Raw genomic sequence first — 14355 nt, 5'->3', positions numbered from 1 at the left:
GAGCGCGGCCCTGCCTGGCCGGTGGTACCGCGCGGCCTCGGTCGGCCGTCGCACTACACCGGCGGCAGCAGCGGTCCGCAGTCCCACGCCTGGAAGATCAACCTGGTTTCCACCCGGGCGACCTCGCGCTGCGAGGTGAACTCGTCCAGCACCAGCCGCTGCAGATCCGCGGCGTCCGCCACCGCGACATGGACCAGATAGTCGTCGGGGCCGGTGAGATGGAAGAGCGAGCGCGACTCGGGCAGCGCCGTGATGCGCTCCACGAAGGGGCCGATCAGCTCGCGTCGGTGCGGTCGGACCTGGACCGACAGCAGCGCTTCGAGGCCCCGGCCCAGCTTGGCCGGATCGAGTCGGAGCTGATGCCCCAGGATCACACCGGTGCGGCGCAGTCGGGTCACCCGGTCCAGGCAGGTCGACGGCGCCACGCCGACCTCCGCCGCCAGGTCACGGTTAGTGGTCCGGGAATCGTTCTGCAGGAGACGCAAAATGTGCAGATCGACCGGGTCGAGTACGACAGATCCTGCCATGAGCCGAACGTAGCACGGGCAACACCCGCTACTCCCCGGTAAATGTTCAGAGTGCTGACATGAACACGGACGCCTCGACCACACCCAGGGCCCTGGCCACGGAAGCAGTGCACGCCGGCCGCGACGACCTCGCGGGCCTGGGCCTGCACGCCGCGCCGATCGACCTTTCGACGACCTACCCGTCGTACGACAGCAGGGCGGAGGCCGCCAGGATCGACGCGTTCGCCACGACGGGCGCCCAGCTCCAGGGGCCGCCGGTCTACGGCCGGCTCGACAACCCGACCACCGCGCGTTTCGAGACGGCACTCGCCCGGCTCGAAGGGACCGGGAGCGCTGTCGCCTTCGCCAGTGGCATGGCGGCGCTCACCGCGGTCCTTCTCGTACGGTCGAGCATGGGCCTGCGCCATGTGGTGGCCGTGCGCCCGCTGTACGGATGCAGTGACCATCTGCTGAACGCCGGCCTGCTGGGCACCGAGGTGACCTGGGTCGAGCCGGCGGACATCGCCACGGCGATCCGGCCGGACACCGGTCTGGTGATGCTGGAGACCCCCGCCAATCCGACTCTCGCCGAGGCCGACATCCGGGCGATCTCCGACCTGTGCGGGTCGGTCCCGCTGCTCGTCGACAACACCTTCGCCACGCCGGTGCTCCAGCGTCCGGTGGAGCACGGGGCCCGGCTCGTCCTGCACAGCGCGACCAAGTACCTGGGCGGGCACGGGGACGTCATGGGCGGAGTGGTGGCGTGCGACGAGGAGTTCGCACGGTCTCTGCGCCAGGTGCGGTTCGCCACCGGCGGTGTGCTGCATCCGCTGGCCGGCTATCTGCTGCTGCGCGGGCTCGCCACCCTGCCCGTACGCGTCAGGGCGGCATCGGCGACCGCCGCCGAGCTGGTCAGGCGACTGACCGCCGATCCACGGGTGGCGCGGGTGCACTACCCGAAGCTGGGCGGCGCGATGATCGCCTTCGAGGTGTACGGCGACCCGCACGAGGTGATCGCGGGCGTACGCCTCATCACGCCCGCCGTCAGCCTCGGCAGTGTGGACTCGCTCATCCAGCACCCGGCCTCCATCAGCCACCGCATCGTGGCGGAAGGAGACCGGCGGTCCTCGGGAGTGAGCGACCGGCTGCTGCGGATGTCCGTGGGTCTTGAGGACGTGGAGGATCTGTGGCGCGACCTGTGCGAGGCGCTCAGTGCCGGTCGGCCTGTCCATACCGTTCGGTCAGCCGGTCGGGCAGTGCCGACGGTTCGCCCAGGTCGAGCGGGGAGTGCGGCCGCTCCGACGGGGCATCGAGCCGCGCGGTGACGACCAGGGTGCCTTCCTCGATCTGGTAGTCGAGGGGCAGCCCGAGGCCGCGCATGGCCGCGACCATGCCGGTGTTGGACGACTGGGTGACGGCGTAGACGCTTTCGCACCGCGCCTCACCGGCGAGCGCCACCAGGCGGCCCAGCAGCTCGGAACCGATGCCGCGGCGCTGCCAGGCATCCTCGACGAGCAGCGCGACCTCCGTCTCGTCGCCGTCCCACAGGAGGTGGCCGAGGGCGACGAGACGGCCCGACGCCGTCTGGACGGCGAGGGTGCGGCCGAAGCGCGGGCTCAGCAGATGGCTGAGGTAGCGGCCCGCGTCGCCCACCGGCCCGTGATAACGCAGGCTCAGGGTGCGGTCGGTGCAGCGCTCGTGCATGGCGCGGGCGGCTTCGAGATCCGCGGGACCGGCCCTGCGGACGGTGATCTCGTTGCCCTCGGGGAGGGTGAGGACGTGCTGGCTGCGGGGGATGCGGGGGCCCAGGCGGGCATCGAGCTCGACGAGCGCGCGGGCCCGGGCGAACTCGGTCGGGGTGAAGGGGAGATAGGGGCGCTCGATGGTGATCGTCCCGCCGGACGGGTCCCGCAGCTTCATCACCGGGCCGTCGAGCGCACCTTCCACCGGGGCGCTCTCGGCCGACGGCCGGCCGGTGAGGGTGGTCGCGGGCCGCGAGTGGATGGTGCAGCGGCCGAGCAACTGGCGCAGGGCCAGCGGAAGTTCGGCCGCGTCCAGCGCGGTGCGGGTGGCGAGACCGAGCACCCGGGTGGGGCCGTCCACCAGGTCGTGGGCGTCGGCGCGTTCCAGCCAGGTGTCGTTGCCGCCCGCGGCCGACACCTCGCGGGAGAGCTGCGGGGCCTGGAGGGCGGTGGGGGCGCGCAGCAGGAACTCGTCGACGGTGCCCTCGGGCAGCGGATGGGTCTGCAGGGTGAGGATGTCCACCCGGTGCCGGGCCAGTGCGCCGCAGAGCGCCGCCAGGCTGCCGGGCCGGTCCTGGACAGTGGTGCGCATCCGCCACAGCGCGGTGTCCGCGCCGGGCGCGGTGACGTCGCTGTCGGCGCCGGTGCCGGGACCGGCGCCGGTATCGGTGCCGCCGGGGGTCGGCGGCGGTGCGTGGCTGTGCCTCCGTGCCCACCAGGTGTGGAACGCGACTGTGGCGCTCAGCGCCACCGCCGAGGCCACCAGCAGGTATGGCCCGTCCGGGCCGTGCGCGATCGTGTTCGCGATGGCGTCGGCGACGGCCACGGCGGTGAACAGGGCGGCCAGTTCGACGAGGTCCCGCCGCCAGTGGTGCGGGCGGCGGGCGCTCTTCGCGGATTTCGTATGCGTCATGTCCGTCATGGCATCACTGTGACCCAGCGGTGTTGCGTGATCACGAACGTTTTGTGACTGACGGGTTAAGTGTGCTTCTGGATGCTTAGCGACCGGTTTTCAACCAATACCTTCGCGTCGGGATCCCTGCTTCTGTTCGGTTCTGTCGGGGAGCGACGCTTACTGACCGACGCGCCCCGGCTGCAGCGTCTTGCTGAACAGCACCGTGTCGCCCTCGGCCCGCAGGCGCACCGTCAGCTCGCCGCTCCCGCCGTCGATCTCGACCTCGCCGAAGTACTGGGGCGACTCCATCGGCGACACATTGGCCCGCGCCGGCGCCTTCACGAAGACCTGGTCGGGACCGAAGGTCGCGTCGAGTCCCGTCGCCGGGAAGCCTCCGGCGGCCAGCGGTCCCGAGACGAACTCCCAGAAGGGGGCGAAGTCCTTGAAGGCCGCTCGGGACGGGTGGTAGTGCTGGGCCGAGGTGTAGTGCACATCGGCGGTGAGCCACAGCGTGCCGGTGATCCGCGCGTGCTTGATGAACCGCAGCAGCTCGGCGATCTGGAGCTCCCGGCCGAGCGGCGCGCCCGGATCGCCCTGTGCGACCGCCTCGAAGTCGGTCGCCCCGTCCGGTACGACGATGCCCAGCGGCATGTCGGACGCGATCACCTTCCACACCGCGCGCGAGCGCGCCAACTCACGCTTCAGCCAGGCGAGTTGCTCGGCTCCTAGGATGCCGGTCGCGTCGGCCGGCTGCCGGCCGGGGGAGTTGGCGTTGCGGAAGGTGCGCATGTCGAGGACGAAGACGTCGAGCAGCGGCCCCTGCCGAACCACCCGGTGGATCCGGCCGTTGCCCCGGCCGCGTGGGGACAGGGTCGGAATCGGGAAGTACTCACTGAACGCGCGCGTCGAGCGGGCCGCCAGCACATCGACGTTCTTCTCCGTGTAGCGGACGTCGTCGAGGATCTGGCCCGGGTACCAGTTGTTGCGTACCTCGTGGTCGTCCCACTGGACGACGGACGGCACCTGGGCGTTGAACCGGCGCAGATGCGTATCGAGCAGGTTGTAGCGGAAGTTGCCCCGGAACTCCGCCAGCGTCTGGGCGACCCGTGACTTCTCGGGTGTGGTGATGTTCCGCCAGACCCGCCCGTCCGGCAGCGTGACGCTCGGGTTGATCACCCCATCGGCATAGATGTTGTCGCCGCTGCACAGGAAGAAGTCCGGGTCGAGGCGGCGCATCTCCTCGTACACGCGGTAGCCCCCGAGGTCCGGGTTGATGCCCCAGCCCTGCCCGGCGATGTCCCCCGACCACAGGAAGCGCGCGCCGTCGCGCCGTCGTGCGGATGCCGTACGGAACGTGCCGTACACCGGCTCCCCGGTACGGCGGGGGTCGTCGGGGTCGGAGAGGACGACCCGGTAGTGCACCTGCTCGCCCGCGGGCAGGCCCCGCAGCGCCGTCGTCCCGGTGAAGTCCGTGCCGGGGCCGAGCAGCGGCCCCGGCCAGCTGCGCGAGCGGCGGAAGGACTCGGTCGCGGACGTCTCCACCGTCATCCGGGCCGGGCGGTCCGAGCGCACCCACACCAGCCCCGAGGACGCGGTGACATCACCGGTCTGCACGCCCCAGCCGGCGCGCGGCCGGCCGCCGAGCGCCTGGGCGGGCGCCGCGGCGGCGCCGACGGGCAGGGCCAGTGCGGCCGAAGCGGCGAGAGAGCCGCGCAGGAGGGTGCGGCGGTCGTGGGACGGGACGTGCGTGCGGTGCGACATCGATGCGCCTTCCAGGGAACGGGTCGGACGGTCCGGGGTGCGGCAGGCGCCGGGCATAGAGGTGCGCGCGAGGCGCCCGTCGCGTCAGCTCGTCACGCCATGCCTAGTGCCCGGCCGCGGCGAGCACACGAACCCCAAGTGAACAACCGGCCCCGGGCGGCGGGGAACCGGTCCGGCGCCGTCCGTATACGGCCGCCGTACCGCTTCCCCCGCCTCAGCCCCCGGCCGCCCGGCGGCCGGTGTCCAGGACGACGCGGGCCACCAGCGCGGGGTCGTCGTTCATCGGGACATGTCCGCAGCCGGGCAGCCGTACCAGCCGGGCGCCGGGAATGGTGTGCTTGGCCCGGACGCCCTGGCGGCGCGGCAGCAGCCGGTCCCGGCTGCCCCAGGCGACGGTGACCGGGATGCCGGGCACGTCGTCGGTGAACCGCAGGCCGAGGCCCGCGGCGAGGGTCGGGGCGAAACCGGGCGCGTCACGCAGCGCCACCGTCTCCGCGACGACGGCCTCCGGTGAACGCCTGGCGGGCTTGGCGTAGATGCTGCTGGTGAGCGCCGCCCGGCCGGCCGCCGTCCGCGACATCCGCTCGATGACCGGCAACGGCAGCGACTTGGCGCCCAGCCGCATTCCGCGCAGCGTTCCGAAGGCGTAGCGGCGCTCACCCTCCGTCCAGAAGCCCGCGGGGGAGAGCGCCGTGACCGACCGGACGCGCCCCGCGCGGCCCAACTCCAGGGCGAGCAGGCCCCCGAGGGAGTTGCCCGCGACATGCGGGTGCTCGATGCCCAGTGCCGCGCACATCGAGTCGAGCACCGGGACCACCGTCGCCAGGTCGTACGGCGAGCCTTCGGGCAGCGCGGGCGACTCGCCGAATCCGGGCAGATCCACCGCGATCACCTCGCGCTCGGCGGCCAGCGCCGATATCACCGGGTCCCAGGCCTGCCGGTGGTGGCCCACGCCGTGCAGCAGCAGGAGCGGTTCGCCGGCGCCCGTCCGCTCGTACGCTACGGAGACCGTGCGATTCCCCCGGGTGGAGTCGATCGTGAAGGAGACCTTTTCGGCCATGCTGCTGCTCCCTGTGGTCGGGGTGGTCGGAGGGGCTGGTCGAGGGGAGAGTGCTTAGACACCGCGTCAGTAACAATTACCGCTGAGTAGCTTCGAGTTCAAGGGGCTGCGCGGCAGCGGCTCCGCCCGCCAGGTGTGCCGCGTGACGCACCCATGCCGCCTGGACAGGGCGGGAGGCGTCGGCTGGGATGGTGAGGTGACTGCCGACACTGTGACCGACGTCTTCGAAGCGCACCGTCCCGTCCTGACCGGCGTGGCCTACCGGATGCTGGGCCGGGTGGCCGACGCGGAGGACGTCGTACAGGACGCGTGGCTGCGCTGGTCCGCCCAGGAGCGCGATGACGTGCGCGAACCCCGCGCCTTCCTGGTGCGCGTCACCACCCGGCTCGCCATCGACCGACTGCGCCACGCGCAGTCGCGCCGAGAGGCGTACGTCGGCCCGTGGCTGCCCGAGCCGATCGTGACCGACTTCGGTTCGGCGGTTCCCGACACCGCCGAGCGTGCCGTACTCGCCGATTCCGTCTCGCTCGCGGTCCTCGTCGTTCTTGAATCGCTCTCTCCGCTGGAGCGTGCGGTATTCGTGCTGCGGGAGGCCTTCGGATTCCCGTTCGCGGAGATCGCCACCGCGCTCGACCGCTCGGAATCAGCCGTCCGGCAGCTGGCGGGACGGGCGCGCCGGCACGTCGACGAACGCAGGACGCGCTACGACGTGGACCCGGCCGAACAGCGCGACCTCACCGAGCGCTTCCTCGCCGCCGCGTCGGGAGGCGACATCGACGCCCTGCTCGCCCTGCTCGCGCCCGACGCCCGGCTCATCGGCGACAGCGGCGGCAAGTCCAAGGCGCCGCTGCGTGTGCTGCGGAGCGCGGACAAGGTGGGCCGCTTCCTGTTCGCCGTGGCCAAGCAGCCCGTCCCCGACAGCGAGTTCCGCTTCATGGAGCTCAACGGCGGCCCCGCCCTGCTCGTCCTGTCCGGTGGTAAGCCCGACACCGTCTTCCAGCTGGACGTGGTGGACGGACTCATCCAATGCGTCTATATCTTGCGAAACCCGGACAAGCTGTCCGCGCTCGCTCCGTGAACAACGCGTGACAGGAGCGTCCGTCTCCCGGGTATTGGTCTTGACCAAGGGGAGGGTCGGACTTACTCTCGCAGAGTTAGTGCAGGAACCTTTAATAAACAAGGGCGCGAAAATCCGCCGGACACACGGCGATTGCGGAGGATCAGGGTGGGGACCACGCAGCTCGACACGGTGCCGGAGCCCAAGTACTGGCATCTCAAGACCGTGCTCAGCGAGGCACTCGACTCCGACTTCGCGGTCGGCGAGGTCCTCCCCAACGAGCGGGACCTCGCCTCGCGCTTCGGCGTCGCCCGTGCCACGCTCCGCCAGGCGCTCGAACAGCTTGAGCTGGAAGGCCGGCTCCAGCGCCGCCGCGGCGTCGGCACCACAGTCGCCCCGCCCCGCGTGGGTGTGGACGTCGGCGCCTCGCAGCACGGCTGGCCGGGCGCGGTCGGCGACGCCTGGCAGCCCGTCGACTGCGTGACGTCGGTTCCGCCGGCGGCAGCCGCCCGGCTGCTCGACGCGGAGGCCGAGGAAGAGGTCCACACGGTCCGCCGGATCCGGATGTCGCACGGCCAGTCGGTCGCCGCCGAGCTGCTGTACGTACCGGTCGGATCGGTGCCGGACCTCCCCGGCATCGAGGCCCCCTCCGGGCCGGCCCGCGCCCGCAGCGTGCTGCGCGAGCTGCAGCGCCTCGGCATGGACGGTCAGGACCGTGCGGTCGAGCTCGGCTCGGCGCGCGCCGACGACGCGAAGGAACTGGACCGGCTGCCCGGTGCGCCCGTCCTCGTCGTCACCACCCGCTACTTCGCCGCGGGCAGGACCGCCGCGGTATCGGTTGCCACCTACCGGGCGGACACCTGCAAGCTCACCTTCGGCGACCAGGGTGACATGCGGATCAGCCACCACGCGCAGGAGCGCAAGGCCTCCTGAACCGCACCCGTATCGCTCTTCGCGGCCCGTCACTCACTCAGTGGCGGGCCGTCACCGTTCCCTCGACGGCGAAGAGCTGCTCCTCGACATGGTCGAGGGCCAGGCGCAGAGCGCCGGTCGCCACGGCCGCCTCGCCGAGCAGCGAAAGCGCGACCCGGGGCGGCCGCAGGCAGTAGCGTGCCAGCTCGCCGCGCAGCGGCTCCAGTACGCCGTCGAGGCCGGCCGCCCAGCCACCGACCACCACCAGCTCGGGGTCGAGCGCGAGCACCAGCGCCGCGACATCGTGCACGAGCCGCTGAATGAACCTCTCCACGGCCTCCCCGGCCCGTACGTCACCCTGCTTGGCCTGCCGGAACACGGCGGCCACCGCCTGCTCGTCCAGCGCGTGCAGCGGTTCGTCCGTCGTGGAGAGCAGGGTCTCCGGGGTGACCTCGCGGCCCAGCAGATGCAGCGCGCCGATCTCGCCGGCCGCCCCGCCGTAGCCGCGGTGCAGCCGTCCGCCGATCAGCGAGCCCGCGCCCGGGCTCAGCCCGGCCATGACGAAGACGATGTCGTCGGAGTCGGTCGCCGCGCCCTTCCAGTGCTCGGCGACCGCCGCGGTGTTGGCGTCGTTCTCCACCAGGACGGGACAGCGGAAGGACCGGCGCAGCCGCTCGCCCAGCGCCAGCCCGGTCCAGCCGGGGAGCGCGGTGCCCAGCCGCACGGTCCCGTCGGCCTCCACGATGCCGGGGCTGCCCACGCCGACGGCCCGCAGGGAACTGCGCGCGACCCCGGACCGGCGCAGCACATCGGCGACCACGGTGCGTACCCGCTCCAGCCGCTCGTCGGCGCACGCGGTCTCGGACACCTCGCGCGATCCCGCGCCCATGACACGGCCGTCGAGGCCGGAGAGCAGGGCGGCGACCCGGTGCGGGCCGATCTCGATGCCCAGCAGATGGCCCGCCTCGGCCCGGAACCGGAACCGGCGCGCGGGGCGGCCCTGGCGACGCGTCTCGATGTCCTCGGGCGGTGCCTCGACTACCAGGCCGGTCTCCATGAGCCCTTCGATCACGCCCTCGACCGTCGGCCGGGAAAGCCCGGTGACGCGGGTCAGATCGGTCAGCGTGGGGGAGTCCGCCGCACGCAGCGCGTGCAGCACCACGGCGGAGTTGATCCGCCGCAACAGAGAGGGGTCTCCGCCGGTCAGCCTCCCCAACGTGTGTCCTCCCAGCTCGTACGCGTGTCAGGCCGGATCGTACTCGCTGGACCGGGGCGCGGCGAGCGTGGCCCGTGCCGCGCGGCAACGGCCGGGGGGGCGGTCTGCCCGGGCCCGGACATCGCACGGTCGTCTCGTACGCAGGCTCGAAGCCCGTAGGGCTCAGGGGGCGGAACTCACACTCGGTGGTCATCGGTAGAATGGTGTGTGAAAATCACGGGGTTCTGGCATCGTAGATGTGAACGAAATTTCGATTGAGCGGGTTGTCCACAAGGGAGAGCGATGCCGACACGTGATCATGCCGCGACGACGACCGCTGCCGCAGAGGTCGCCTCCCTTCGTGAGGAAGTGAAGCAGCTGAAGCAGGCCGTGACCTCGCACGCCGACGTCGATCAGGCGATAGGCGTCATCTGCGCGGTCGGTCAGCTGACCCCGGACCAGGCCTGGGAGGTCCTGGTCGAGGTCTCGCAGCACACGAACACCAAGGTCAGAAGCGTCGCCGACCGGCTGGTCGAATGGACCTGCGATGGCAGCCTGCCGCCGGACATCGACGTGGCCCTGAAGGCGAGCATGGCCCGGCAGACGCCCTGCGACGAAGCCGACTGAGCCCGCCGCGGCCGCCCCCGGCTGGACCCGCCGCTCGCACAGCGGCACGTCCACCCGGGGGCGGACTCTCAGCGGCCGGTGCGCTCGCAGTTCAGCGCCTTGAGATCGACTGAGTCGGCCATGGCCTGCATGCCCTTGTCGTTGGGATGCGGATGGTCACCGCCGTCGAAGGTGGGCAGCATCCGCTGCGCGTCGTAGGGACTCCTGATGACCTCGTCGAAGTCCGCGACCGCGTCGACCGCCCCGCCGCCGCGGATGAACGCGTTCACCTCCGTACGCACGGCCTCCTCCTCCGCCGTCCACTCGTACCAGCCCTTGTGGGGCAGCACGGTGGCGCCGACCATACACAGGCCCGCCGCGTGTGTCCGGTCGATGACCTTCCGGTATCCGTCCTTCAGATCGTCGGCCGTGACACCGCTGTGCGACGTGATGTCGTTGATCCCCTCGAAGAGAACCACCGTGCGCACCCCCGGCTGGGACAGCACGTCACGCTCCAGCCGTGTCAGGGCGCGCTGCCCCGCGCCGTCCGCCAGCACCTTGTTCCCGGAGATCCCCGCGTTCGCGACGCCCCGGACCCCGCTGCCCGGAGTGTGGTGCAGCCGCCGGGCCAGGTAGTCGGGCCAGCGGCGGTTCTTGTCGGTCGAGCGCTGCCAGCCGTCCGTGATGGAGTCGCCCAGCGTGGCCACCGCCCCGCTCCGTTCCCGGGGTCCACGCTGACAGCGCCGAGGTAGAACCACGACCCGGTCTGCTCGGTGAACGCGTCGGCCACCTCCTCCGAGACATGGTCCCCGCCGGTGGCGTACGACGTCTGGAGCGCCATGCCGTGCCCGGTCGCGGGGTCGCCCGCGCTCCGCACGTACAGGCTGACCACCACATTGCTCTGCGCCGCGACCCGGCCGGGCAGCGGATCGCTGTACCTGGACTCGCCCGGTGCCAGCGTCAGGGACCGGGTCCCGCCGAAGGTCAGCTTCCGGTTGCTGCCGCGCGCGAGCTCGGCGCCGCGCTCCTGCCGGCCGGCGTAGGCGCCGCCGAACTCCAGCGGACGGTCACCGAAGGCGTTGGTGACGCGGACGCGCAGCGCCTTGCCGCCCACGCTGGTACGCACCACGAGCCGGTAGCTGCGGTCGGCGCCCGCCTCGCCCATCCGGTCGTGGCTCGCCGCCCAGGTCACCACCGACCGGTCGGCCCGCTCCGGGCGGTCGGCGGAAGTGGCAGCCACCGCGGACGCGCCGCGGCCGGGAACGCCGGCCGAGGAGCAGGCCGATGACGGCCATCCCCGACTTCTTGGCCAGCAGCGACTGCGCGGCGTCCTGCCACGACCGGCCGCCGGCCCCCTGCTGGTAGTACGGGCTCAGCTCGCGCCACAGGTCGAGTGCGGCGCGTACCCGGCGGTCGGTCCAGCTGACGTCGCCGCGCATCAGCGACATGTGGAAGTCGTAGCCGTTGGCCCGCAGATTCAGGTAGTCGAACGCCCCGAGGATGCTCCAGCTGTCGCCGCCGCCGTATCCGGCGGCGATCGGCGACAGGCCGTCCTTCTTCATCTGCTTGGCCAGGGCGACGAATTCGCTCCAGTTGACCGGGGTTTTATAGCCGCGCTCCTTGAAAACACTCTGCGCGGTAGAAGACGGCCCACGGGTAGTTGTACAGCGGCACGAAGTAGTACTTGCCGTCCTCACCGCGGGAGAGCTGTGTGGCGGCAGCGGCGGCGGACGCGTCGACCTGGGCATACTGGCGCGCACCGACCAGGTGTGGACCTCCGACAACACGGATTCGGCGGACCGCATCGGCATCCAGCACGGCTACGGCCAGCTCTACCCGGCGCGCACCATGGCCGCCTGGGTCACCGACGTCCCCAACCAGCTCACGGCCCGCTCGGTGCCGCTGCGCTTCCGCTTCCATGTGGCGATGGCCGGTGTCCTGGCCGTCGGCGGCGACCTCACCCGCTGGTCCGACGACGAACTCGCCGAGGCCGCCGGGTTCGTGGCGACGTACAAGGAGGTCCGCCACCTCGTGCAGCACGGTGTCCAGCACCGGCTCCGCGGGCCCGTCGACGACGGACCGACCGTCGTGCAGTACACCGCGGCCGACCGCGGGGAGGCCGTGGTGCTCGCCTGGCAGCGGGCCCCGCACGGCGGCCGGCCCCGGCTGCTGGTGCGCCTCGCCGGGCTCGAACCGGGCGCGGTGTACCGCGACGCCGGCACCGGGACGTGCCACCACGCGACGGTGCTGACGGACCACGGACTCCCGCTCGAACTGCCGCCGGGCGACTGGGCGAGCACAGCGATCCACCTGGTACGACGCTGACGGGGGCTGGGCCGGCGTCGTACCAGGTGAAGTCCGGTCGGGTCGCGCCGTCGTGCCGCGCCGGGCGCCGGGTCAGTTCACCGTGAAGGACCTGCTGGTCCCGGTGAACGCGGTGATCTTGCCGAGGAGGGTCTTGGAGTCGCCGTGATGGACGATCCGGTAGGTGCCCGCCGGGGTCCCGGCGGCGACCTTCCAGGTGATGACCGCCTTCGAGGTGCCCGTCACCCCGTTGATCCGGACCCACCGGTACTTGGTGTCCCAGTCACCGTCGTCCTGGTGGCGCACCCACTGGCCGTCCACCAGCCGCTGCACCTCCAGGAACGTGCCTTCCCGGCGCAGGTTGTTCTTCGGGTGCCCCGTCACGAACTCCACCGTGGCGGTGGCGTTCGGCGCGTAGGACTGCGCGGGTTCGGTCAGTACGTCACCGAACGACCTGCCCGCCGGGGGACTGTCCAGCACCACGCCGGTCTGCAGGGTGACCTGACGGCCCGACTGGTCGGGCGGCGTCGGGCCGCGATCGATCGCCGTACCGGACTTCAGGGAGGCGGCGAGCGCACCGAACTCCTGCTGGTACGCGGGGAGTGTGTGCCTGCCGTAGAGCGTCGAGCCGCCCTCGTACTGCTGCTGGTCGTACTCCTCGGGCGTCGTCACGTACTGGCTGTACGCGTTGGCGTAGCCCTGCATCAGCACGTTCCCGATCGGCACACCCAGCTCGGCGGCGACCGTGCGGCGGATGCGCAGGCCCGAGACGACTGTGAACTCGCCCGGCCCCGCCACCAGGTAGAACTGGCCGATCTTGACGATCTGCAGGGGCAGGATCTTCGGGGTGGCGGGCACCGCCTCGGAGATCAGACCGGTCGGCACCAGATTGGCCTTGGGGTACTGGCAGCCGACCAGCCACTCGGGCGGATCGATGTGGAACGGCTCCAGGAGCTTCGCCACGGGGCTGTTCATGCCCTCGGTGAAGCCGGGGATGGCGGGCCCGTCCTCCACGCTGCCGGCCAGGGTGGACGCACCGACCATGGCGGGGCAGGTGCGGTGCTCCTTGCCGTCGGGGGTGTACTTCCCGGCGACGGTGACCTCTTCCATGTTCACGAACCGCATCCGGGAGTCTACGCTGCCGCTCACCGGGGTGCCCGGCTCGCTGTAGATCTCCTGGGCCTTCTTGAACTGGCGGTCGCCGATGATCCTGGTGTTCTCGAACTCGTCCTCGGTCGGCCCCGAGCCGGGCTTCAGATTGAGGTTCGGCGACATGTCACCGGCGTTGGTGTTGGGGAACGCCGCGACAAAGCCCTTCTTGTCGTCGAGGTAGCGCACCCCCTTCGCGCCGTGCTCCCACTCGTACGCCGCGTACCCCTTGTTGTCCGGGCTGAGCAGCGTGTTCTTGTTCGTCAGCGAGGTGTTGTGGGTGGCGAACCAGTTGATCGCACCGATGTCCTCGGAGCCCTGCCGGAAGCGCAGCACGGTCATCGCCGGGTCGATCGCGCCGGGGAAGGCGGCCTTGTCGCTCGCCGGGTTCTTGTCGAACGCCACCTTGGACCGGTTGACGCTGGCGTTGGTCAGCTCACCTCTGCCGAGGGTGATGGTGCCGGGCTTGAGGTCCTCGTGCGCCTCGACGACCGACTCGACGATGCCGTCGACGATCGCGTTGTACGTGTCCTTCTGGAATCCCAGGGAGGCCAGGTTGTATGCGAGATGGTGGGAGTGGCCGCCCGAGCCGGCGTGTGTGTGGGTGGCGGACAGAAGTACGTTCTGCTCGCTGTAGAGCGATCCGTACCGCTGCTTGAGCTTGCCGATCACGCCCTGCTGGACAGACTGGAAGATCATGCCCAGATCGGCGTTGACGTACGCGACCCGGCTGCCGCTGTCCCGGTCGGCCACCACGAACGCGCGGGAGCGTTGGCGCTGATGGATCCCCGTCGCCTTCTGGTCGAAGCTCGAATAGCCCATCATGCCGACTTCGGCGGCCTCCCCGGTGACGTCGGCGATGCCACGGCCGACCAGGTACGTCGTGGGCTCGGCAGCCGCGGCGGCGGCGGTTGGTTCGGTGCCGGGCGCGGCGACGGCTGCGGAGGACAGCGCGGCGAGCACTCCGGCGAGCGACAGGGAGAGCGCTCTGCTCTTCGTACCGGCGAACCTCATGCCTTCTCCCTCGTGTTGATGAACTGCGTGGGGGGTGACCTGCACCACACCTGGGTCAGGTGTGTCGACGGTACGGCGCCGGGGGCGCGATGGAGAGGACCCAACCGGCCAGTAACGGGACTTCAGCGGCCACGCGCACTGTCCGGCCGCTGCC

General features: G+C 71.3%; 11 protein-coding genes and 2 pseudogenes. 5 read left to right on the top strand and 8 right to left on the bottom strand.

Annotation, left to right across the window (positions count from 1 at the left end; genetic code table 11):
• Nucleotides 1-53 precede the first annotated feature (53 nt).
• Nucleotides 54-527, bottom strand: a complete 474-nt coding sequence (locus ACLLJJ_RS03945; protein WP_434587861.1) for an Lrp/AsnC family transcriptional regulator — start codon at nucleotides 525-527, stop codon at nucleotides 54-56.
• Nucleotides 528-586: 59 nt separating this feature from the next.
• On the opposite strand from ACLLJJ_RS03945, the gene ACLLJJ_RS03940 reads away from it, so the two are divergent.
• Entirely contained in the window at nucleotides 587-1831 is a 1245-nt protein-coding gene (locus ACLLJJ_RS03940) for a trans-sulfuration enzyme family protein (protein ID WP_434587860.1), read from the top strand.
• On the opposite strand, the gene ACLLJJ_RS03935 is transcribed toward ACLLJJ_RS03940, so the two are convergent.
• From ACLLJJ_RS03935 to ACLLJJ_RS03925, 3 genes are all read right to left on the bottom strand, one after another.
• Nucleotides 1716-3161: a GNAT family N-acetyltransferase gene (locus ACLLJJ_RS03935; RefSeq protein WP_434600291.1), complete on the bottom strand. Its 1446-nt coding sequence runs from the start codon at nucleotides 3159-3161 to the stop codon at nucleotides 1716-1718. The genes ACLLJJ_RS03940 and ACLLJJ_RS03935 overlap by 116 nt on opposite strands.
• 159 nt (nucleotides 3162-3320) lie before the next feature.
• Nucleotides 3321-4904: an alkaline phosphatase D family protein gene (locus tag ACLLJJ_RS03930; protein ID WP_434587859.1), complete on the bottom strand. Its 1584-nt coding sequence runs from the start codon at nucleotides 4902-4904 to the stop codon at nucleotides 3321-3323.
• A gap of 214 nt (nucleotides 4905-5118) precedes the next feature.
• Complete coding sequence (locus ACLLJJ_RS03925) at nucleotides 5119-5964, bottom strand: alpha/beta fold hydrolase (protein WP_434587858.1); 846 nt, start codon at nucleotides 5962-5964, stop codon at nucleotides 5119-5121.
• A 196-nt stretch (nucleotides 5965-6160) separates the two neighbouring features.
• On the opposite strand from ACLLJJ_RS03925, the gene sigJ reads away from it, so the two are divergent.
• Together sigJ and ACLLJJ_RS03915 are read left to right on the top strand one after the other, a co-directional pair.
• Nucleotides 6161-7042 carry an RNA polymerase sigma factor SigJ gene (gene sigJ / locus ACLLJJ_RS03920; protein ID WP_434587857.1) on the top strand — a complete coding sequence of 294 codons (882 nt, stop codon included), beginning with the start codon at nucleotides 6161-6163 and terminating at the stop codon, nucleotides 7040-7042.
• Nucleotides 7043-7189: 147 nt separating this feature from the next.
• On the top strand, nucleotides 7190-7954 hold the full coding sequence (locus ACLLJJ_RS03915) for a GntR family transcriptional regulator (protein ID WP_434587855.1): 765 nt from the start codon (nucleotides 7190-7192) through the stop codon (nucleotides 7952-7954).
• Between the two features lie 37 nt (nucleotides 7955-7991).
• On the opposite strand, the gene ACLLJJ_RS03910 is transcribed toward ACLLJJ_RS03915, so the two are convergent.
• Nucleotides 7992-9149 carry an ROK family transcriptional regulator gene (locus ACLLJJ_RS03910; protein WP_434587854.1) on the bottom strand — a complete coding sequence of 386 codons (1158 nt, stop codon included), beginning with the start codon at nucleotides 9147-9149 and terminating at the stop codon, nucleotides 7992-7994.
• A 282-nt stretch (nucleotides 9150-9431) separates the two neighbouring features.
• Here ACLLJJ_RS03910 and ACLLJJ_RS03905 point away from each other — a divergent pair, with 282 nt between their 5' ends.
• Entirely contained in the window at nucleotides 9432-9755 is a 324-nt protein-coding gene (locus ACLLJJ_RS03905; protein ID WP_434587852.1) for an ANTAR domain-containing protein, read from the top strand.
• Between the two features lie 68 nt (nucleotides 9756-9823).
• Here the strand turns inward: ACLLJJ_RS03905 and ACLLJJ_RS03900 are convergent.
• Nucleotides 9824-10974 (bottom strand): annotated as a pseudogene (locus ACLLJJ_RS03900) (SGNH/GDSL hydrolase family protein).
• A gap of 27 nt (nucleotides 10975-11001) precedes the next feature.
• Nucleotides 11002-11453: pseudogene (locus ACLLJJ_RS03895) on the bottom strand (ABC transporter substrate-binding protein); the annotation flags it as partial.
• A 48-nt stretch (nucleotides 11454-11501) separates the two neighbouring features.
• Here ACLLJJ_RS03895 and ACLLJJ_RS03890 point away from each other — a divergent pair.
• Nucleotides 11502-12059, top strand: coding sequence for an alpha-galactosidase (locus ACLLJJ_RS03890; RefSeq protein ID WP_434587851.1), 558 nt, complete (start codon nucleotides 11502-11504; stop codon nucleotides 12057-12059).
• Between the two features lie 72 nt (nucleotides 12060-12131).
• Here the strand turns inward: ACLLJJ_RS03890 and ACLLJJ_RS03885 are convergent, their stop codons facing one another.
• Entirely contained in the window at nucleotides 12132-14201 is a 2070-nt protein-coding gene (locus ACLLJJ_RS03885) for a neutral/alkaline ceramidase (RefSeq protein WP_434587850.1), read from the bottom strand.
• Nucleotides 14202-14355: the final 154 nt, after the last annotated feature.

Origin of the sequence: Streptomyces sp. A5-4 (assembly GCF_051131715.1) — a bacterium.
Lineage (GTDB): Bacteria > Actinomycetota > Actinomycetes > Streptomycetales > Streptomycetaceae > Streptomyces.
This window is presented reverse-complemented; position numbering and strand designations above follow the sequence as displayed.

What these genes read in the sequence shown, in the direction of transcription:
- ACLLJJ_RS03945 (WP_434587861.1), bottom strand. Translation starts at nt 527, where the DNA reads ATGGCAGGATCTGTCGTACTCGACCCGGTCGATCTGCACATTTTGCGT.
- ACLLJJ_RS03940 (WP_434587860.1), top strand. Translation starts at nt 587, where the DNA reads ATGAACACGGACGCCTCGACCACACCCAGGGCCCTGGCCACGGAAGCA.
- ACLLJJ_RS03935 (WP_434600291.1), bottom strand. Translation starts at nt 3,161, where the DNA reads ATGACGCATACGAAATCCGCGAAGAGCGCCCGCCGCCCGCACCACTGG.
- ACLLJJ_RS03930 (WP_434587859.1), bottom strand. Translation starts at nt 4,904, where the DNA reads ATGTCGCACCGCACGCACGTCCCGTCCCACGACCGCCGCACCCTCCTG.
- ACLLJJ_RS03925 (WP_434587858.1), bottom strand. Translation starts at nt 5,964, where the DNA reads ATGGCCGAAAAGGTCTCCTTCACGATCGACTCCACCCGGGGGAATCGC.
- ACLLJJ_RS03905 (WP_434587852.1), top strand. Translation starts at nt 9,432, where the DNA reads ATGCCGACACGTGATCATGCCGCGACGACGACCGCTGCCGCAGAGGTC.
- ACLLJJ_RS03885 (WP_434587850.1), bottom strand. Translation starts at nt 14,201, where the DNA reads ATGAGGTTCGCCGGTACGAAGAGCAGAGCGCTCTCCCTGTCGCTCGCC.